The sequence below is a fragment of the Enterobacter cloacae complex sp. P29RS genome (assembly GCF_014893445.1).
GTDB lineage: Bacteria > Pseudomonadota > Gammaproteobacteria > Enterobacterales > Enterobacteriaceae > Enterobacter > Enterobacter intestinihominis.
On the sequence record NZ_JADBPZ010000015.1, the window covers coordinates 97,639 to 115,778 of the forward strand.

General features: G+C 53.0%; 21 protein-coding genes. 10 read left to right on the forward strand and 11 right to left on the reverse strand.

All coding sequences use genetic code 11. The features are described 5' to 3' along the window. The first annotated feature begins 235 nt into the window (after positions 1–235). From IM282_RS13125 to IM282_RS13135, 3 genes are all read left to right on the forward strand, one after another. The gene (locus IM282_RS13125; protein WP_038421499.1) at positions 236–1,411 is read left to right on the forward strand and encodes an OmpP1/FadL family transporter; all 1,176 of its coding nucleotides are present in this window, start codon (positions 236–238) and stop codon (positions 1,409–1,411) included. Between the two features lie 63 nt (positions 1,412–1,474). Next, a complete protein-coding gene (locus tag IM282_RS13130) occupies positions 1,475–2,104 on the forward strand; it encodes a winged helix-turn-helix transcriptional regulator (protein ID WP_022649277.1) in 630 nt (209 codons plus the stop codon). Positions 2,105–2,204: 100 nt separating this feature from the next. Next, on the forward strand, positions 2,205–2,816 hold the full coding sequence (locus IM282_RS13135; protein WP_022649276.1) for an outer membrane beta-barrel protein: 612 nt from the start codon (positions 2,205–2,207) through the stop codon (positions 2,814–2,816). Positions 2,817–2,874: 58 nt separating this feature from the next. On the opposite strand, the gene IM282_RS13140 is transcribed toward IM282_RS13135, so the two are convergent. Further along, positions 2,875–3,273, reverse strand: coding sequence for a hypothetical protein (locus IM282_RS13140; protein WP_022649275.1), 399 nt, complete (start codon positions 3,271–3,273; stop codon positions 2,875–2,877). A gap of 171 nt (positions 3,274–3,444) precedes the next feature. Here IM282_RS13140 and IM282_RS13145 point away from each other — a divergent pair, with 171 nt between their 5' ends. After that, positions 3,445–5,427, forward strand: coding sequence for an alkyl/aryl-sulfatase (locus IM282_RS13145; protein ID WP_192970469.1), 1,983 nt, complete (start codon positions 3,445–3,447; stop codon positions 5,425–5,427). A gap of 102 nt (positions 5,428–5,529) precedes the next feature. On the opposite strand, the gene IM282_RS13150 is transcribed toward IM282_RS13145, so the two are convergent. After that, positions 5,530–6,414, reverse strand: coding sequence for an SDR family oxidoreductase (locus IM282_RS13150; RefSeq protein WP_022649272.1), 885 nt, complete (start codon positions 6,412–6,414; stop codon positions 5,530–5,532). Between the two features lie 61 nt (positions 6,415–6,475). Further along, entirely contained in the window at positions 6,476–6,865 is a 390-nt protein-coding gene (locus tag IM282_RS13155; RefSeq protein ID WP_022649271.1) for a YdeI family stress tolerance OB fold protein, read from the reverse strand. A gap of 139 nt (positions 6,866–7,004) precedes the next feature. Here IM282_RS13155 and IM282_RS13160 point away from each other — a divergent pair, with 139 nt between their 5' ends. The 4 genes from IM282_RS13160 to IM282_RS13175 are packed head-to-tail and all read left to right on the forward strand — an operon-like array spanning position 7,005 to position 9,501. Further along, positions 7,005–7,508, forward strand: a complete 504-nt coding sequence (locus tag IM282_RS13160; RefSeq protein WP_023306871.1) for a hypothetical protein — start codon at positions 7,005–7,007, stop codon at positions 7,506–7,508. 9 nt (positions 7,509–7,517) lie between these two features. Then, complete coding sequence (locus IM282_RS13165) at positions 7,518–7,964, forward strand: DUF421 domain-containing protein (protein ID WP_022649269.1); 447 nt, start codon at positions 7,518–7,520, stop codon at positions 7,962–7,964. Positions 7,965–7,979: 15 nt separating this feature from the next. Further along, positions 7,980–8,498: a 2-oxo-tetronate isomerase gene (locus tag IM282_RS13170; protein ID WP_022649268.1), complete on the forward strand. Its 519-nt coding sequence runs from the start codon at positions 7,980–7,982 to the stop codon at positions 8,496–8,498. 16 nt (positions 8,499–8,514) lie between these two features. After that, positions 8,515–9,501, forward strand: a complete 987-nt coding sequence (locus tag IM282_RS13175) for an SDR family oxidoreductase (protein ID WP_023298529.1) — start codon at positions 8,515–8,517, stop codon at positions 9,499–9,501. On the opposite strand, the gene IM282_RS13180 is transcribed toward IM282_RS13175, so the two are convergent. From IM282_RS13180 to IM282_RS13210, 7 genes are all read right to left on the reverse strand, one after another. Continuing rightward, positions 9,502–11,127 (reverse strand): alpha-amylase family protein, encoded by a 1,626-nt coding sequence (locus tag IM282_RS13180; protein ID WP_192970470.1) that lies wholly within the window; start codon positions 11,125–11,127, stop codon positions 9,502–9,504. 8 nt (positions 11,128–11,135) lie between these two features. Then, entirely contained in the window at positions 11,136–12,146 is a 1,011-nt protein-coding gene (gene cydB / locus IM282_RS13185) for a cytochrome d ubiquinol oxidase subunit II (RefSeq protein ID WP_022649265.1), read from the reverse strand. Then, positions 12,146–13,549: a cytochrome ubiquinol oxidase subunit I gene (locus IM282_RS13190; protein ID WP_003862857.1), complete on the reverse strand. Its 1,404-nt coding sequence runs from the start codon at positions 13,547–13,549 to the stop codon at positions 12,146–12,148. Before IM282_RS13190 ends, cydB begins: the two co-directional genes overlap by 1 nt. Before the next feature lie 70 nt (positions 13,550–13,619). After that, positions 13,620–14,492 carry a manganese catalase family protein gene (locus tag IM282_RS13195; RefSeq protein WP_022649263.1) on the reverse strand — a complete coding sequence of 291 codons (873 nt, stop codon included), beginning with the start codon at positions 14,490–14,492 and terminating at the stop codon, positions 13,620–13,622. A 17-nt stretch (positions 14,493–14,509) separates the two neighbouring features. Continuing rightward, positions 14,510–15,016, reverse strand: coding sequence for a ferritin-like domain-containing protein (locus tag IM282_RS13200; protein WP_038416640.1), 507 nt, complete (start codon positions 15,014–15,016; stop codon positions 14,510–14,512). A gap of 62 nt (positions 15,017–15,078) precedes the next feature. Next, entirely contained in the window at positions 15,079–15,576 is a 498-nt protein-coding gene (locus IM282_RS13205; RefSeq protein WP_003862851.1) for a ferritin-like domain-containing protein, read from the reverse strand. A gap of 90 nt (positions 15,577–15,666) precedes the next feature. Continuing rightward, positions 15,667–15,855, reverse strand: coding sequence for a general stress protein (locus tag IM282_RS13210; protein ID WP_022649261.1), 189 nt, complete (start codon positions 15,853–15,855; stop codon positions 15,667–15,669). A gap of 452 nt (positions 15,856–16,307) precedes the next feature. Here IM282_RS13210 and yjdI point away from each other — a divergent pair, with 452 nt between their 5' ends. Beyond that, entirely contained in the window at positions 16,308–16,538 is a 231-nt protein-coding gene (yjdI, locus tag IM282_RS13215) for a 4Fe-4S mono-cluster protein YjdI (protein ID WP_022649260.1), read from the forward strand. Between the two features lie 10 nt (positions 16,539–16,548). Then, complete coding sequence (locus IM282_RS13220; RefSeq protein ID WP_063163556.1) at positions 16,549–16,821, forward strand: GNAT family N-acetyltransferase; 273 nt, start codon at positions 16,549–16,551, stop codon at positions 16,819–16,821. Positions 16,822–16,854: 33 nt separating this feature from the next. On the opposite strand, the gene IM282_RS13225 is transcribed toward IM282_RS13220, so the two are convergent. Continuing rightward, the gene (locus IM282_RS13225; protein ID WP_022649259.1) at positions 16,855–18,084 is read right to left on the reverse strand and encodes an amino acid permease; all 1,230 of its coding nucleotides are present in this window, start codon (positions 18,082–18,084) and stop codon (positions 16,855–16,857) included. Positions 18,085–18,140 lie beyond the last annotated feature (56 nt).

Genomic DNA, 18,140 nt, shown 5'->3' on the forward strand with positions numbered 1-18,140 from the left:
AGAGCGATCCCAGTAGTGAGTAACGCTTGTCTTAAGCCGAACGAGTACAAACGGCATTGTAAGAAATTCCTCACCCGGTGCATGCAGAATCACGGTGCCTTTGTTCCGGCTGTCGCTGGAGTGTCATAAATATAATTACGCGCGCGCATAATTTAAAATTAAACCCTCTTTCTTTGTACGTAATCAATCGCCCCTGTTATATCTGTCGGCAAATTTTTTATTTCCCGGATCGCAGATGAAAACACGACTCCTCCTGTGCGCTGGCTTATTAGCTGCCTCCAGTGCCCATGCCAGCGCCCTCTATTTTTATGAAGCTGGCACCGAAGATACCGCGCTTGCCGGAGCAGGGCAGGCGGCTCGTGCGCAGGATGCCTCTACAATTATGACCAACCCGGCTGGCATGACGCGCTTACCGGATCATATGGTCACCGGTGGGTTACAGGTTATGGATGGCTCCATCGACAACCAGCTGGATAACGATGCCCATCAAAGCCCCGGCGATGTGATGAAAACCATCCCGAATGCCAGCGCCTTTTATAGCCAGAAGGTGACCGATAATCTTTATGCCGGGGTCGGGCTTTACGGTAATTACGGCCTGGGGATCGATTACGGCAGTTGGATGGGCGACAGGCTGATTAAGAAGAGTACCATGGTAGCCATGACGCTCAGCCCCTCGCTGGCCTATAAGCTTAACGACCGTCTTTCGATTGGCGCGTCCGCCAACGTTAACTACGGTTACTTCTCGCTGACTCGCAGCGTTAACGATGATGACTACCGGCGACGCGATGAAGACCTGGCCATGAGTTATCGGCTTGGGCTGCTGATGCAGCTAACTGACCAGACCCGAGCCGGTATTACCTGGAACAGCGAAACGGACTACAGCTTCAATATCGACGGCAACGCGCGTCTACAGAACGGTACCTACGACCTGCCGGTGTCAGCACAAATCAGCGCGCCGCAGCAAATTATGCTCAGCCTTGTGCATGACATTAACCCGCAGTGGTCGGTTATGGGCGATCTCGGCTGGCAGGACTGGAGCCAGTTCGGCGCGCCGCAAATCGTCGTCGGGGACCAGCAGCTGAACAACGTCAGCCGCCTGAAGGACACGTGGCACGGTGCGGTGGGCGTGCAGTATCGTCCAACGCCTCAGTGGCGACTGAATGCCGGTGTGGCGTTCGACAGCTCGCCGTATGAAAGCCAGAGCGATGTGGCCTTAACCTTACCTACCGGCGATGAGTGGCGATTTGGTACGGGAGCCCAGTATCAGATCACCCCGGCCAGCAATATTGGTATTGCCGTGTCGTATCTTCATATGCAGTCGTCGCATGTGAAATCGCCGGTGGCGTTTGCCGGAAGTTACGACCATCCTTATCTTTGGTTTGCCAGCGTCAACTACAGCTATCAGTTTTGATCGGCTAACCGCTTAAAATATATGGTCTATAATGGCAGATACTGAATGTCAGAAGGTTGTACCATGCATATTTTACCGCCTGTTCGACCCGAAAAATCCATAGAACGACTGACCGCTATCCTTGAGCCGATAGCGGAGAAAGTGCACGTTGTTCCACGTAAGCGACTCACCTGGTTACGGAAGGGGAAACAGCAGATGTACCTCTTTCTGGAAGGGGAGCTGTCCCTGCTGCGGACATCAGATGGACTGGTGGTCGTGACCGTTTACGAGCCGCATTTGTTTGGTATTGCTGAGATGATCCAGCCTACGCAAGGCCATTTTCTCCGTGCGGAAAGGGAGTCGACCATTTTACGTCTCGATGCGGACAAGGCGGCCGAGTTATTCCGTGCCGAGGGCGTCTGGGAGGATGTCGCAGCGCTGCTCTCATACCATACGGCCTATTTGATATTCCGTGATGCGCAGGTACTCCAGCAGCGTACCTATTCCGTTATTCGTAACCACCTTCAGGAAATGATTTTGCTCCCGGAGGAGACGCGTTTGCGTACCACGATACTGGAATATATTCAGGATCGTACGCTGCTTTCTCGCAGTAGTATACTCAATGTATTATCCGCCCTTAAACAGGGAGAATATATTTCCTTTAAGCGCGGTGGGTATTTGCTTGAAGTCAGACACTTACCTGAATCATTCTAGGGGAAGTTTAAAATTAAACAGAAATGGAATTAACGAGGCTGTTAATTTTCTATATCGTTTGCTTTCTAAGTTTTATCTTTATTAAGTAAACGGTATATTTATGAAAAAGACAGTTCTCGCTTTGATTATGGTTAATGCGTTTACCGCCACTTCCGCGTTCGCCGCCGCTGATGCGGGCACCTGGTATGGCGGAGCGAAATTCGGCTGGTCACACTATTTTGATACCAATATGGGTTCAAAAGCGTTTGATAACAATAATTCCGACCACTTCGATTTTGACCATGATAATGTCGGTGGGGGTGTTTATACGGGTTACCAGATTACCCCATGGCTTGCGGTAGAAGGCGGTTATGATTATTTAGGCAACATGCAGATCAAGGGTCAGCATGGCGCAGGGGCGCAAATGAAGACGCAGGGTCTGCAAATGTCCCTGAAGGCCAGCTATGCCTTGACCAATGACTGGGATATCTACGGCCGTGCCGGTGCGATGGGCTATCGCGCTGAATCCGATGTAAGTGGTCACAATCGTTTTGAAACCGGTGTGCGCCCGCTTGCAGCTGTGGGTACTGAATACGCCTTCAATAAAAACTGGGCTGGTCGCCTGGAATATCAGTGGGTAAGCAATGTGGGTAATGCAAACCAGATCGGTGTGAGCAGCGACCTGAGTTCCGTCACCGCAGGGCTTAGCTATCGCTTTGGTCAGTACGACTGATGCATGTGATATGGCGATTAAGAAAAACCCGGCTGCTATGTTGCCGGGTTTTTTGTTGTCAGCTGGCGAATAACGGTTCAAGCATAATATGAATATTTTGCAGGCCCGTGACATTATTGTCTTTCAGGTATTGCTGATTAACCATATCTAACTGTTCCAGTTTGGTCAGCGAGGCGTAAACGCGTTGAACAGCGCTGTCCGCAACAAAAATTTCTTTTGCGGTAGTGTCCTGAAGATACTGTGATTTTACGCTGCGCGTTAAGTTATCGATCTGCTGTTTATTTTCCTGATAAAGAGACGCGATATGAGATATCTGTGCCTGCGGCGGTTTTTCCCCCGGTAATACCAGCGGAATTTGCAGATGATTAATCTTTTCAACGTTGTCTGGTGGTGGAGAGCTACATGCTGTTAATGTGCTCAGACTTAATATAGCGAAAAAGAACGGCAGGCTCTTCATCGAATCACTCCGGGGAAATAATTGGACTCAGCATTATCCTTGAAGGCCGCAGCGACGAAAGAATAAACTTATTTATTTATAAACGTTATTTCCATAGGTAAAAGAAAATCCCGGTGATAGCCTCCTTTCCCCCCATGTACCGCCAGCGTGAATATGACGCCTCGAGGATGTATGAAATTTAAAACTCTCGTTAGTGCGATGGCCGTTGCTGGTCTGCTATTGGCCTCGTTGATCTCATTGCCTGTCCTGGCACAAAAGGAGGTGAAGGAAGTCACTGCCCATACGAAACAAATGAATGATGCACTTTATGGTCAACTGCCCTTCTTTGATAAAACCGATTTCCGAAATGCGCATAAAGGCTTTATTGCCCCGCTGCCACCTGCGGTGATTAAAGGTGAAAAAGGCGCCGTTATCTGGAATCCCCAGAAATACGCTTTTATCAAAGAAGGGCAAAAAGCGCCGGATACCGTCAACCCGAGCCTGTGGCGTCAGGCGCAGCTGAATAATATCGGCGGTCTGTTTGAAGTCACGGAAGGCGTCTACCAGATCCGCAACCTCGATCTGTCGAATATGACAATCATAGAGGGCAAAGAGGGGATCACGGTTATCGATCCGCTGGTGTCTGCGGAAACGGCTAAAGCGGGCATGGATCTTTACGTTAAGCATCGCGGCAAACGTCCGGTTGTTGCCGTTATTTATACCCATAGCCACGTCGATCATTATGGCGGCGTGCGTGGCGTAATTGATGAAGCCGGGGTAATGTCCGGCAAAGTGAAAGTCTATGCGCCAGCCGGTTTTATGGAAGAGGCGGTATCGGAAAATATCATGGCCGGAAACGCCATGAGCCGCCGTGCCAGCTATATCCACGGAAACCTGCTGAAACCCGGTGTGAAGGGTCAGGTGGGGGCAGGTCTGGGGACTACCACCTCAGCCGGAACGGTCACGCTCATCGCGCCCACTCACTCTATTACCGAAGAGGAGCAGAAAGAGGTCATTGACGGTCTCACCTATGACTTTATGCTGACGCCGGAATCGGAAGCACCGTCTGAAATGCTCTGGTATGTGGAAGAGAAAAAGCTGATCGAAGCAGCAGAGAACGTCACTCACACCCTGCACAATACCTACTCGCTGCGCGGGACGAAAATACACGATCCGCTGGCATGGTCAAAGTACATCAATAACGCCATCGATCGTTGGGGTGATAAAGCGGAAATCATTATCGCGCAGCACCACTGGCCCACGTGGGGTAACAAAAAAGTGGTGAAGTTGATGAAAAGCCAGCGTGATATCTACCGCTATATCAACGACCAGACGCTCAGACTGGCGAATAAGGGGCTGACGAGGGATGAAATAGCCGCTAATTTCGCCCTGCCTTACGGGCTGGCTAAATCCTGGGCAGGCCGTGGCTATTACGGCTCGGTAAGCAACAACGTCAAAGCCACCTATGTCTACTATCTTGGCTGGTTCGACGGCAATCCGGCGACGCTCGATGAACTGCCTCCGGTCGAGGCGGCGAAAAAGTATGTCGATTACATGGGCGGAGCCCGCGCGATCCTTGAAAAAGCCCGTGTCGATTATGCCCGGGGGAATTATCGCTGGGTGGCTCAGGTGGTCAGTAAAGTCGTTTTTGCCGATCCGAATAATAAGGCGGCGCGCGAACTGGAAGCCGATGCGTTTGAACAGCTGGGATACCATGCGGAGTCAGGGCCGTGGCGTAACGCCTACCTCACCGGTGCGCAAGAGTTGCGTAACGGCGTGAAGATAAAGCCGACGCCCAAAACCGCCAGCCCGGATGCGGTCCGTGCCATGTCAACTGAGATGATTTTTGACTACTTCGGCGTTCACCTTAACGGCGTCAGAGCGGCGAATGCCAGAGGCATTTTTAACGTTGATTTAGGCCGCGAGGGCGGCAGGTATAAGCTGGAGCTGGAGAATGGCGTGCTAAACCACAGTGCCAATATCCAGGCAGAAGATCCGGATGCAACCATTACGCTCAGCCGCGAAACGCTGAACAAAATCATCCTTAAGGAAACCACGCTGAAAAAGGCGCAACAGGCAGGAGAGGTGACGATCGTCGGCAACGCCGTGAAGGTAGATGAAATGCTGCGCTGCATGGAGAGCTTCAGTTTCTGGTTTCCTGTCGTCACCCCTTAAAAGTAAAAAAGGCTGCTTTCGCAGCCTTTTAGCATTAGCCAACAACAATTTGCCGGGTGGCGGCTTCGCCTTACCCGGCCTACACTCTGCGCTGCTTGAGCGCTAGATGACGCCGTCGCCGCCGTCAGAACACCAGACCTGCCCGGAGGTGTATGAACACTCATCCGAGGCCAGAGTGACATACAGCGGTGCGATCTCCACGGGCTGTCCCGGGCGTCCCAGAGGGGTACTCTCGCCAAAATGTTTCACTTTTTCCTGTGGCTGCCCACCGCTGGGCTGGAGCACGGTCCAGTAAGGTCCGGGCGCTACCGCGTTCACGCGGATCCCTTTCGGACCCAGCTGTTTCGCCAGCGCTTTGGTAAACACCGCGAGACAGGCTTTGGTCTGCGCATAGTCAAGCAGTACGGCGCTCGGTTTTACCGCCTGTACAGATGAGGTGTTAATGATGGAAGCGGGAGCTTTCATGTGGCGCAACGCCGCCTTTGTGATCCAGAAAGGCGCATAGACGTTGGTTTTAAAGGTCGCGTCAAAATCTTCCGTGGTCAGTTCTTCCAGCGTCTCACGATACTGCTGGCGGCCTGCGTTATTCACCAGGATGTCCAGCCCGCCCAGTTTTCCGACGGCCTGTTCCACCAGGTTCTGACAAAAAGTTTCGTCCCGCACATCGCCCGGTAGCGCGACGGCATTCCGTCCTTCCGCTTTAATCAGGGCGATCACTTCCGCAGCGTCTTCTTCCTCTTCCGGCAAATAGTTAATGGCGACATCTGCCCCTTCGCGGGCATAGGCAATGGCTACCGCGCGTCCGATGCCGGAATCGCCCCCGGTAATTAGCGCCTTCTTACCGGTAAGCCGGCCATGCCCTTTGTAGCTTGTCTCGCCGTGATCGGGAACAGGGTCCATTTCAGAGGCCAGGCCCGGTGGCGTCTGGGGCTGCTCCGGGAAAGGTGGCGTTGGGTAAGCGTTCGTACGTTGTTCATTATCACTCATAGCTAACTCCTTGTTAGGGGTGAGATTTGATGGATAGTTACAGCGTTAACGCTTCGCTGAATTATTTTTGCAAGTGGCTGACCCGCACTACGGGTGGGGATGATTTTTTATCGAGCGAGCCGCTAATACTGATCATGTTGTCAGGTTCCACGGTTCTGTCGTCAAATACGGCTTTCGGGATAATAACGTCGATTTTCCCGGTTTTATCCTGGAATACGTATTTATCGCCATTGCCATCAATAAGATTGCCGCGCAATGAAATAGAGGCGCCATCATGCATCTCTTTTGCCTGAGTAATGGTCATAATGCGCGCATCATCGGTACCACGATAACCACTGTCCAGGGCATGCGGCGGTGGCGGCGCTTCACCCTTTTGTAACCCGCCGTTATTATCTGCCCATGCGGAAGGGATAATTAATATTAACAAGGCTGAAATCACTGATAATTTCATCTGATATCCTTCATTTTGGATGTCTTGACTTATTAAGTATTGTTGCTATTCCTTTATGTGGCAAATGTGATAAGTCTTAAAAGCATTTGCGTAGAAAAATCAAAAATTTCGGCAATTAAGCGAAACGGTGACAAAAGCCATGGAACCAAAAAATGAAAAAGTGCCTGGGATAAAAGAGAGTTATCGTTTACTGACGTTTGAGTATGCATTTCGTCAGGTGGGTTTTATTGTACTGTTAGGTATTATCGTGGCCGCATTAGCCGGCCTGTTTTCCAGCGGTGCGGTTAGCGACGTGGAGAGAACAAACGAAGCAAAATCCCTGAACCTGAGCTATGAGCGCTTCGGCCGCCGCCAGACCGAATCGCGGATGACGCTGACGTTTCCGGTGACGTCTGAGGGTAAATATATTCTCAGCCTGACCAGCGAAAGCAGCGACGTATATGAGCCGGGCAGCGTCTGGCCGCAGCCGGACAGCATGTATAGCCGGGGGAATACCCTGTTTCTCGTTTACGACAATCTGAAACAGAGCGATAAGTTCACCGTCCTGCTGTTCATCACGCCGACAAAAGCAGGGAAATGGACAAACAGCATCCGCGTAAACAACGGGCCAGATATCCGCTTCTGGCAGTTTATTTACCCCTAGGAGTCGAATATGGACATGGTTTTTCGTGCCCTGGCAATATACCTGTTTCTGGTGATCGTGTTTAAAGTCGCCGGACGGCGCGCCCTGCTGCAAATGACCAGCTTTGACCTTATTTTGCTCTTAATTATCAGTGAGGCGACACAGCAGGCGCTACTGGGCGAAGATTTTTCCGTCACCGGTGCGATGATTACAATAACAACGCTGGTGGTGGTGGATATTATTTTTGGCCTGATTAAAAAATATTCTTCTTCTGTTGAGAATGTTCTTGATGGCACCCCGGTGATATTGGTAGAGAATGGTATTCCCATTGCGGATAAACTGAAAAAAGTCGATGTATCCTGCGATGATATATTGGTTTCAGCACGCCAGAACCACGGCATAACGGAATTAAAGGATATTAAGTACGCGATCCTTGAGCGTAACGGCCATATTTCAATTATTCCTGAAGAAAATTAACTAAGGGGCACATCCATGAGCAACCTTATTCACGATAATAATACGACCATCAGCGAGCTGACGAAAAAGCTTGCCACGACGCTCACAGAAAGAGGACTGCGTCTAACCACGGCGGAGTCCTGCACCGGCGGTAATCTCGCGGTTGCGCTTTGTGCCGAAGAGAACACGGCGGAATTTTATGACGTTGGCATGGTGGTGTTCAGCGATGCGGCGAAGGAGAGGATCCTCGGCGTGCGGCACGAAACGATTGAGCGCTTCACCGCCGTCAGTGAACAAACGGTTACTGAGATGGCTGCTAAAATTCGCGATATTGCCGAGGCGGATATTGGTGTTGCCATCAGCGGCTATGCGGGACCGGAAGGCGGAGACGATGGCACGGCAGCCGGTACGGTCTGCTTCGGCTGGAATATTCGCGGACAGACGGAAACCCGCACCGTGCTGTTTTCCGGTGAATGTCAGGATGTGGTGGAAAAAGCGGTGCGTTATTCGCTGTCTGAACTGATCGAAATACTCTCCGGGTGGGATAACGTCTGAGACAAGGGGAAAGGCTATGGCTGTTATCGTTATTACCGGCGGTACGGCGGGCGTGGGGAAAGCCACGGCGCTGCACTTTGCTAAAGCGGGCTACGATGTAGGCATTATTGCCCGCGATGAGCAGAGCCTGCGCTCCACAGAAGAGGAGTTGCGCCGTTTCGGGATCAACGCGTGTGCCGTTCAGGCCGACGTGGCGGACAGCAAGGCGGTGACCGATGCTGCTAACGAAATTGAATACCGGCTTGGAGCCATCGATGTGTGGGTGAATAACGCTATGGGCGGGATGCTGGCGCCGTTTCGCACCATGTCCCCGGAGGAGTTTCGCCGCGTCACCGAGGTGACCTATCTGGGCTATGTTAACGGCACCCGCGCCGCGCTGGAGTTAATGACCCCTCGCGATCGCGGAACGATTATTCAGGTTGGCTCCGCGCTGGCCTACCGTTCCATTCCCTTGCAGTCAGCCTACTGTGGCGCGAAGGCCGCGATCCGCGGATTTACCGATGCCGTACGCACCGAGCTGATGCATGAAAACAGCCGGGTGCAGATCGCAATGGTACAGATGCCGGGCCTCAATACGCCGCAGTTCGAGTGGGCGAGGAATAAATTTGCCTGGGCGATGCGCCCGGTTCCTCCCGTGTTTCAGCCGGAAGTGGCCGCCAGCGCTATTTTTAAGGTGGCGCAGAAACCGGTGCGGGAGCTGTGGGTGGGCAGCAGCACTGTCCAGTCGATTGTCGGGCAGTTTCTTTTCCCCGGTTTTCTGGACCGGCTGATGGTTAAAAAGGCCTGGGAAGGGCAGATGACCGATACGCTAAATGCGGATGACCGTCAGGACTATCTGGATCAGCCGGTTAACGACCTGCATAAAATCCACGGGCACTTCACCGACGAAGCAAAAGAGCGCGCCACCAGCGTTACCTCCGGCATGCCGGGGAAAGTGCTGCTCGGCTCCCTCGCCGTCACGGGCGCGATCGTGGCGCGTCTGCTGCTCTCGCGGAGACGATAATCAGCGCAGTGCGGTACGATCGGTCCAGAACCAGCGGTAGCCATAGCCGCTGAGGTTAAGCGCGACGGTTTTGCCGCATACCAGCGCGTCGACGTAGCGTTTGTCCGCCAGGCATGCGGTCCAGGTCGCATGCCGGATCCCTCTGGCGGTAAAATTAACGGGCTTATCGCTGAAGTTAACGAAGGTCAGAATGCTGCGCGTGTCGGTTTCGTAATAGATCCCCAGTACCGCATCGTTGTCGATAGTAATAAGACGAAACGGCGCGACGCCGATCTCAGGAAACTCCGAGCGCGTATTGGCGATATCGATAATGCAGTGCAGGAGGGAGTTGCGGTGCAACAGCGAATCCGCCACGTTGATTTTTTGATAGCGGTACGGACCATGGTCAATCATTGGGGCGATAAAGGTTTTCGGGTCGGCATCTGAGAAACCGCCGCCCTGCGATCCGGCCCACTGCATCGGGGTGCGTACGGCGTAACGCTCCTCCAGATCTAAATTATCGCCCATTCCAATTTCATCCCCGTAGCGCATGACCGGTACGCCCGGCAGCGAAAACAAGACCGCATGGCAAAAGGCCAGCCGCTTTCGATCGCCCTTAAGCATCGGCGCCAGACGGCGGCGGATCCCTCGCTGATACACGCTCATCTCTTCATCAGGGGCGAAGGCATCAATGACGGTCTGCTTCGCTTTTTTGCCTATCCCTTCCAGATCCAGCTCATCATGATTGCGCAGCCAGTTGGCGAAGCAGCAGGAGTCCGGCGGCACGATCATCTTCTTCACTGCGTTGCGCAGCGGTCGTGCGCTCTTCTCTGCAAGGCTGACGTAAAAGTACTTATTGAGCCAGAAATTCAGCACCAGGTTGAGCCGGTCATTCTGACCAAAATAATCTTTGTAGGCGTCGACCTCCACGTCGACTTCGCCGAGCAGGATCGCGTCCGGATTGCGCTGTTCGATAAGACGGCGCAGATGCTCCAGGATCCACAGGCCACGTTTTTCATCTCCACGCCCGGCCTGTTTTGTCAGGTGCGACGCTGCATCCAGGCGAAAGCCCGACACCCCGAGCTTTAGCCAGAAGATGATGATGTTCTCAACCTCCTTCAGCACCGCCGGGGAGGCCAGATTGAGATCCGGCTCGTGGTGATAAAACATATGCCGGTAGTATTGCCCCGCTTCGTCGTCCCATGTCCAGACGCTCTTTTCCACGCCGGGGAACATCGGTGGCGTATCGTCCTCGTCCGTGTCAGACCAGAGATAATAGTCACGGTAGGGTGACTGCGGGTTGCGGCGGGCTTGCTGAAACCAGGGATGCGCATCCGAGGTGTGCTGGATCAGCAGCTCAATAATGACCTTCATCCCCAGCTCCCGCGCCTGTTCAATAAAGGCGATGATATCGTTGAGCTTGCCGAAGCGGGGATCGACCTGCAAATGGTCGCTTACGTCATAGCCTTCATCGAGAAAAGGGGTGAGGTAAAACGGGGTGATCCAGATAACCGTCGCGCCCATCCGGCGGATGTAGCGCAACTTCGCGGCGATCCCGGCGATGTCGCCACAACCATCGCCGTTAAGATCGTAAAACAGGGCGGTATCAATCTGGTAAATAATGGCGCGTGTATGCCAGCCTGCCATAGCAATCCTTAGTGATAACCTTCGGTATCAGACACTTTGCCCCGGAAGACGTAGTAGCTCCAGGCGGTGTAAACCAGGATCACCGGGATGATTAACAGCGTGCCGATCAGCATAAACAGCTGGCTGGCAGGCGGCGCGGCGGCTTCCCACAGGGTGATGTGCGGCGGGATAATGTGTGGCCACAGGCTGATGCCCAGTCCGCTAAAGCCGAGGAAAATCAGGCCCAGCGTTAACAGGAACGGACGGGCATGGCTGTCCGGATTGCGCGTCAGCCGCCAGATCCACAGGCTGAATACCGCCACCAGAACCGGAACCGGCAGGAACCAGAAGAAGTTAGGCAGTGTAAACCAGCGCTCGGCGACAAACTGCCAGCCGAGCGGGGTCCAGATACTCACCACCGCAATGACGGCGATCAGTGCCAGCAGCACGTGGCGGGTCAGCTCACGCATCCGGTTTTGGAGCGCGCCTTCGCTTTTCATGATCAGCCATGTGGTAGCCAGCAGGGTATAGGCGACAATCAAACCCAGCCCGCAGAACAGGTTAAACGGGGTTAACCAGTCCAGCGAGGAGCCCACAAAGCGTCGCCCTTCCACGTCAAAGCCGTTGATCATCGCGCCGACCACGATCCCCTGGCTGAAGGTTGCCAGCAGGGAACCGCCAGCAAAAGAATAGTCCCAGAATTTGCGGTGGGAAGGGGTCGCCTTAAAGCGAAACTCAAATGCCACGCCGCGGAAAATAAGCCCGATCAGCATGGCCGTGAGCGGGATGGTCAGGGCATCGATAATCACCGCGTAGGCCAGCGGAAACGCGCCGAACAACCCTGCGCCGCCGAGAACCAGCCAGGTTTCATTTCCGTCCCATACCGGAGCGACGCTGTTCACCATTACGTCGCGCTCTTTGGCATCGCCCACAAAGCTGAACAGCATGCCGATACCGAGATCGAAACCGTCCATGATGATGTACATCAGCGTGGCGAAGACAATAATGGCAAACCAGATGACCGGGATATCGACGCCCATCAGATCTTCTCCTCTTCCGGAACAGACTCGGCGGCGGACAGCGGACGGGCAGGGGTGCCCGACGTATTAGACGTTAGCGTGCCGACAGGCTGCGGCCCTTTTTTTATCAACCGGGCGAGATACACATAACCCACGCCAAATACCGAACAGTAGACCACGATAAAGGCCAGCAGGCTGATGCTCATCTGCAACGTGCTGTGCAGAGACACCGCATCTATCGTGCGCAGATAGCCGTAGACGACCCACGGCTGGCGGCCCACTTCGGTGGTGACCCACCCGGCGAGCAGCGCAAGCAGTCCGGCTGGCCCCATGCACAGGGCAAACCAGTGGAATGGTCGCGAGTGATAGAGTCGGCGGCGATAGCGCAGCCAGACGCTCAGCACACCAAGCGTAATCATCAGCAGCCCCATGCCGACCATAATGCGGAAGGACCAGAAGACGATGAGCGAGTTCGGGCGGTCCTCTTTCGGGAAATCTTTCAGCGCCGGGACCTGTTTATCCAGGCTGTGCGTCAGGATCAGGCTGCCGAGCGCCGGAATTTCAAGCCCGTATTTGGTGCGCTCCTCCTCCATATCCGGTACGCCGAACAGCAGCAGCGGGGTAGCCTCGCCGGGCGGATTTTCCCAGTGGCCTTCAATCGCGGCGATTTTGGCAGGCTGATGCTCAAGCGTATTCAGGCCGTGCATATCCCCAACCACGGCCTGTATGGGCGCGACCAGCAGCGCCATCCACATGGCCATGGAGAACATTTTGCGAATAGCGGGCGTGTCGTTGCCGCGCAGCAGATGCCATGCCCCGGACGCGCCCACAAACAAGGCGCTGCACAGGAAGGCGGCGATGGACATATGGATCAGACGGTAAGGGAATGAGGGGTTAAAAATAATGGCCAGCCAGTCTTCGGGAATGACCTGACCGTTCTGAATACTGAAGCCCTGCGGGGTGTGCATCCAGCTGTTGGAGGCGAGGATCCAGAAGGTGGACATCAGCGTGCCCAGCGCTACCATGCAGGTGGCAAAGAAGTGCAGGCCGGGGCCGACCTTGTTCCAGCCGAACAACATCACGCCCAGGAAACCGGCTTCGAGGAAGAAGGCGGTTAAGACTTCATAAGTGAGCAGAGGGCCGGTTATGCTGCCTGCGAACTGGGAAAATCCGCTCCAGTTAGTCCCAAACTGGTAAGCCATTACCAGCCCGGAAACCACGCCCATACCAAAGTTAACGGCGAAAATTTTCAGCCAGAAATGGTAAAGCGAGCGCCAGACATCATTTTTTGTGCGAAGCCACATGCCCTCGAGAACCACCAGATAGCTCGCAAGCCCGATGGTGATTGCCGGAAAGAGAATATGGAAAGAGACGGTAAAGGCGAACTGTATCCTGGCCAGATGAAACGCATCAAGCTCGAACATGCTCCGTACCTCTGGAACTGATAGCCCACAAGGCATTGCCAGACAGCCTCAGGCTGCCTGGCAAAACCGGTTACGGTTTTTTCTTACCCGCGCCAAGCTCGGCACCGGTAAGCGGATCGGCTTTAGGATCGGATTTCGTACGTGCGCACATTGCTTTGACCAGCGTAGCCTGCTCTGTTGTAAGCGTTACGCTTGCGCCGCCGTCACCGCCATCGACCGCTGGCTGAGGAGATTCCACGTAGTCGAAGTGCTTGTCGCTGTTCCAGCTTCCGCGGACTTCTCCCCCCTCAGACATATTGTAGTACTTGTTGGTGTACTCTTCGATTGGAGGCAATTTACCCGGTGGGAAGTTGTTACGGATCGACTGGAGCGCCTTCTCAAACGAAAGCTGGTGTGCTGCCTCACGCGTCATTAAAAACGCCAGCGCATCTTTAACACCTGGATCGTCCGTTACGTTAATAAGCCGTTCGTAGATAATTTTGGCGCGCGCCTCGGCCGCAATGTTAGAGCGCAGATCCGCGGTGGGTTCGCCAATGGTATCCACGTACGCCGCCGTCCACGGTACGCCTGCGGAGTTAGTGAGCGGAGTACCGCCCCCGTAGAGCAGGGAAGTGATATGACTGTCGTTGCCGTTTTCGGTCATGGACCGGTACAGCTCCGCTTCATTTTCAACGCCTTCCGCCAGTTCACCTTTCGCACCCTTATTAAGCATACCCACCAGGGTGCCGATAATTTCCAGGTGACTTAACTCCTCGGTCGCGATATCCATCAGCATATCTTTACGACCGGGATCGTCGTCGCTCAATCCTTGCGTAAAGTAACGACATGCCGCGGCAAGTTCGCCCTGTGGCCCGCCAAACTGCTCAAGCAGAAGATTAGCCAGACCCGGATTCGGTTCGGCTACGCGTACCGTGTATTGCAGCTGTTTTACGTGTCGAAACATAGTTTCTCCCTCTTCCGTTATTTTTTCGCTTCAACGCCGTCCGCGTCGGAGCGCAGCAGGAACTGTTCCGTCGTCTGTGGAATATGTTGAATCAGCCAGTCCGCCATCTGGCGCTCTTCTTCCAGAATGGATTCAATGGCTGGAATGGAGGCGGTATCGCCCGCTTGTTTGGCCGCGGCCAGCAGAGAGGTGTAGCAGGCAATTTCAAACTGCTCAAAAACGTAGCCGCTGATGGAGCCTTTAACAATTTCGTCGGAAGGGAACATGCCGCCAATGGACTGGCCGAGCGCAGCCATTTTGCTCATGGAATCTTTTATGACCGAACGGGAAATATCATTGCGGTCGAGAATTTCTTCCAGCACGGTAATTTGGTGTTTAGTTTCATTAACGTGTTGTTCAATTCGTGCACGTAAGTCGGGATAATTATCAATACGGCTGGCCATTGATTCCAGCATGGATTCGGCTTGCTTTTCCATCGCATGGGCATCGCGTAGCCAATCATGGTAGTGTTCTACATGATTCATAATTAACTCCTGTGATTTATTTTCTGGTTAATTGTTGGTGCTGATGCTCATCAAATTATTATTTATCCTTTCTGGGCTTTTTGATTAATATTGCCGACAGCCAGATCGGTTAATTTGAGATCGGTTTCTTTTTCTTCTTCTAGCGTTTCTGCAAGAAGTTTAACGGCTTTTTTATAGCCTAATTGTTCAGCCAGGGTGGCCAGGGTGCCATAGCTGGCAATTTCGTAGTGTTCGACTTTCTGTGCGGCGGCAATTAATGCAGCGTCACGCACTTCGTTTTTCTCAGTGCTCTCAATAACTTCGTTGGCTTCTTCAATTAAGCCTTCCATTGCAACGCATTTCATGCGCTTCAGCTTGAGGCCGGATTCCTGCTCAATAATCTGATCGATACGTTCGATCTGTCCCTGCGTCTCCTCAAGGTGAGCCGTGAAGGCAGCGCTCAGCTTCTCGCTTGATGCGGCACGGGCTAACTTGCTTAGCGCGCGGGTCAGCTGCTTCTCAGCGCTGTAGGTATCGGATAACAGGTGAATAAATACATCTTCAACAGTTTTCATATTCATATATTCGCTCCAGTGAAATAAAGGGAAGGTACTGCGAGCCGACAGGCCCGCAGCATGCTCTCGGTATATTTATAAGAGCTTTAAATAAGATCAGGAGTTATCAGATTTACGGCCCCCGCCGTGACTGTTCTGTCCCCCTTTCTTACCCGCTTCAGATGCGCGTTGCGGATCGTTTTTGAAATTACCGCCGCTGTGCTGGCCGCCTTTACGTCCAGCTTCTGATGCTTTTTCACGGTCTTGCGCGAAATTACCGGAACCACCACGATGTTGCTCTGCCATATATCAACCCTCATGTTGCGTTTATGTCAGGTGATACGATAAGTAATTCGTATCAGTTGTCGTTCAGAAATTAACATTAGTCGTTATGTGAGAAGAGTCAAATTTCCTGTCTGGGTTGTTTTGCACCATTTCCAGAGATGCGGGGAAAATACCGCTTCGTTACGATTTTTGAAAATCGGAAGTAAATCCATTGCTTAGGGGGAAATAATTTGTGTCGTTAGGATTCCGCTTAGCTAATAATCTTAATATGAACGCGGCGGAAATGATTACAAGAATTGACGTAGCGCAAAAATATATCTTGCCGACCTGAGTCTTTATAATCGGAATAGTCTTAAGCGAAAAGTAAAATAACGAGCCGAAACAGTGTATCCGATCGTCGTTTTTGACGTGGTCAGGCGGATCGGGTGAGGGTATGCTGCATTTGTCACCACAATAATTACAGAGGCAATGTCATGGATCAGGAGCTACTGGATGCAGGGTACCGGGCCTATACCGGTGAGAAAATCGATGTCTACTTCAACACAGGGATCTGCAAACACTCGGGCAACTGCGTACGCGGCAGCGCGGCGCTGTTCGACCTGAAGCGTAAACCCTGGATCGCACCGGATGAAGTGGATGCAGAAACTGTTGCGCGCGTAATTGATACCTGCCCGAGCGGTGCGCTGAAGTACCGCCTAAAATAAGTGAGGAACCATGGATATTCTTGAAGGCCATAACAAGTTTTATCTCAACGACGCCGAAGGCAATCAGGTTGCGGAGATCGTCTTTGTCCCGACCGGCGAGCATCTGAGCATCATCGAGCACACCGATGTGGATCCGAGCCTGAAAGGGCAGGGAGTGGGTAAACAGCTGGTGGCAAAGGTGGTAGAGAAGATGCGCGGGGAGAACCGTAAAATTATCCCGCTGTGTCCGTTTGCGAAACATGAGTTTGATAATACGCGGGAGTATGACGATATTCGGGCGTAAAACAGATGCCCGGCATTGCGCCGGGCAGCACACTCAACCGACAAACATCACCGACACACACAGCACACCCACAATCAGCGTCAGCAGGTTGCCGATGGAGCGGTACGGTTTTAACGACGGGATCAGGTACGTCGACAGCGTCGGCATGATGAACAGGATCATGGCGATAAGCGGACCGCTGATGGCGTAAATCATGGAGATCGCATTCGGGTTGATGCAGCAGACCGCAAAGGTAATCAGCGACACGCCGAGAATCGAAACCGCGCGGTTAAAGGCACGACTTTTCTTCACCCCCACCTGATTCAGCGACGATTTCACAATTTCCGTTGCCCCTTCAATCACGCCAAAATAGGTGCCGAGGAACGATTTCGACATCGCAATAATCGCCACGATAATGCCGGAAATGCCCAGCCATGCCGGGGACGAAGGCATCATCGACAGCGCGGACAGGATCGTCACCCCTTCCTCTTTTGCCGCCACGATATAGGACGGTGGAATCGAAAGCAGGCAGCTGAACACAAAGAACAGCACGCTGAGGCAGATGATCAGGTACGCCACTTTCATGATTTTTTTGCATTTACCCATAGCCTCTTCACCGTATTTCTCGCGACGATCTACGGCGAAGGTCGAGATGATCGGGGTATGGCTAAAAGCGAAAACCATCACCGGGATCGATATCCACACCTGGTGCAGCGTATGCTGGTCGAAGGCCATCTGGCTGGTCAGCAGCGACGGCTGCCAGCTGCCCGTCAGATACAGCGAGACAAACAGGAAATAGGCGATCAGCGGAAAGACAAGGAATCCCATCACCTTAATAGTGATGTGCCGTCCCATCAGGAAGATCAGATTCAAAATCAGCACCACGCCAAAACTCACCAGCATCCGCACGCTGGTATCCACCGTCATCCGTTTCGCCAGCTGTTCAGTAAGTGAGTTGGTTATCGCCACCGCGTAAATCAGAACCACCACAAAGAAGGCCACGAAATAGAGCGTGGTGATGAGGTTGCCGATCTTTTTGCCGTAGTAATGGGAAACGGCACCGGTGATCCCTTCGTTGCCTTTCGTCTTCGACGACAGAATAAATTGCGCCAGCGCTTTATGCGGCCAGTAGGTTAAGGGATACGCCACAAGGGCGGTGATCAGCAGGACAATTGCGCCAGCAGAGCCGAGCTGAATGGGCAAGAACAGGGTTCCTGCGCCCACGGCAGTGCCGTAGAGGGCGAAACTCCAGAGAGTCTCTTCTTTTGACCAAATTTTCGACATTAGAGCAACGTATCAACTATAAAACGAACAAAAAGGAGTGCAATTTACCATAATTA

Coding starts and splice junctions, on each gene's coding strand:
- yjdI (WP_022649260.1), top strand. CDS start 16,308: ATGGATCAGGAGCTACTGGATGCAGGGTACCGGGCCTATACCGGTGAG.
- IM282_RS13180 (WP_192970470.1), bottom strand. CDS start 11,127: ATGGCAGGCTGGCATACACGCGCCATTATTTACCAGATTGATACCGCC.
- IM282_RS13195 (WP_022649263.1), bottom strand. CDS start 14,492: ATGTTTCGACACGTAAAACAGCTGCAATACACGGTACGCGTAGCCGAA.
- cydB (WP_022649265.1), bottom strand. CDS start 12,146: ATGGGCGTCGATATCCCGGTCATCTGGTTTGCCATTATTGTCTTCGCC.
- IM282_RS13160 (WP_023306871.1), top strand. CDS start 7,005: ATGGAACCAAAAAATGAAAAAGTGCCTGGGATAAAAGAGAGTTATCGT.
- IM282_RS13210 (WP_022649261.1), bottom strand. CDS start 15,855: ATGGCAGAGCAACATCGTGGTGGTTCCGGTAATTTCGCGCAAGACCGT.
- IM282_RS13155 (WP_022649271.1), bottom strand. CDS start 6,865: ATGAAATTATCAGTGATTTCAGCCTTGTTAATATTAATTATCCCTTCC.
- IM282_RS13225 (WP_022649259.1), bottom strand. CDS start 18,084: ATGTCGAAAATTTGGTCAAAAGAAGAGACTCTCTGGAGTTTCGCCCTC.
- IM282_RS13175 (WP_023298529.1), top strand. CDS start 8,515: ATGGCTGTTATCGTTATTACCGGCGGTACGGCGGGCGTGGGGAAAGCC.
- IM282_RS13165 (WP_022649269.1), top strand. CDS start 7,518: ATGGACATGGTTTTTCGTGCCCTGGCAATATACCTGTTTCTGGTGATC.
- IM282_RS13130 (WP_022649277.1), top strand. CDS start 1,475: ATGCATATTTTACCGCCTGTTCGACCCGAAAAATCCATAGAACGACTG.
- IM282_RS13135 (WP_022649276.1), top strand. CDS start 2,205: ATGAAAAAGACAGTTCTCGCTTTGATTATGGTTAATGCGTTTACCGCC.
- IM282_RS13220 (WP_063163556.1), top strand. CDS start 16,549: ATGGATATTCTTGAAGGCCATAACAAGTTTTATCTCAACGACGCCGAA.
- IM282_RS13145 (WP_192970469.1), top strand. CDS start 3,445: ATGAAATTTAAAACTCTCGTTAGTGCGATGGCCGTTGCTGGTCTGCTA.
- IM282_RS13190 (WP_003862857.1), bottom strand. CDS start 13,549: ATGTTCGAGCTTGATGCGTTTCATCTGGCCAGGATACAGTTCGCCTTT.
- IM282_RS13205 (WP_003862851.1), bottom strand. CDS start 15,576: ATGAATATGAAAACTGTTGAAGATGTATTTATTCACCTGTTATCCGAT.
- IM282_RS13125 (WP_038421499.1), top strand. CDS start 236: ATGAAAACACGACTCCTCCTGTGCGCTGGCTTATTAGCTGCCTCCAGT.
- IM282_RS13150 (WP_022649272.1), bottom strand. CDS start 6,414: ATGAGTGATAATGAACAACGTACGAACGCTTACCCAACGCCACCTTTC.
- IM282_RS13170 (WP_022649268.1), top strand. CDS start 7,980: ATGAGCAACCTTATTCACGATAATAATACGACCATCAGCGAGCTGACG.
- IM282_RS13200 (WP_038416640.1), bottom strand. CDS start 15,016: ATGAATCATGTAGAACACTACCATGATTGGCTACGCGATGCCCATGCG.
- IM282_RS13140 (WP_022649275.1), bottom strand. CDS start 3,273: ATGAAGAGCCTGCCGTTCTTTTTCGCTATATTAAGTCTGAGCACATTA.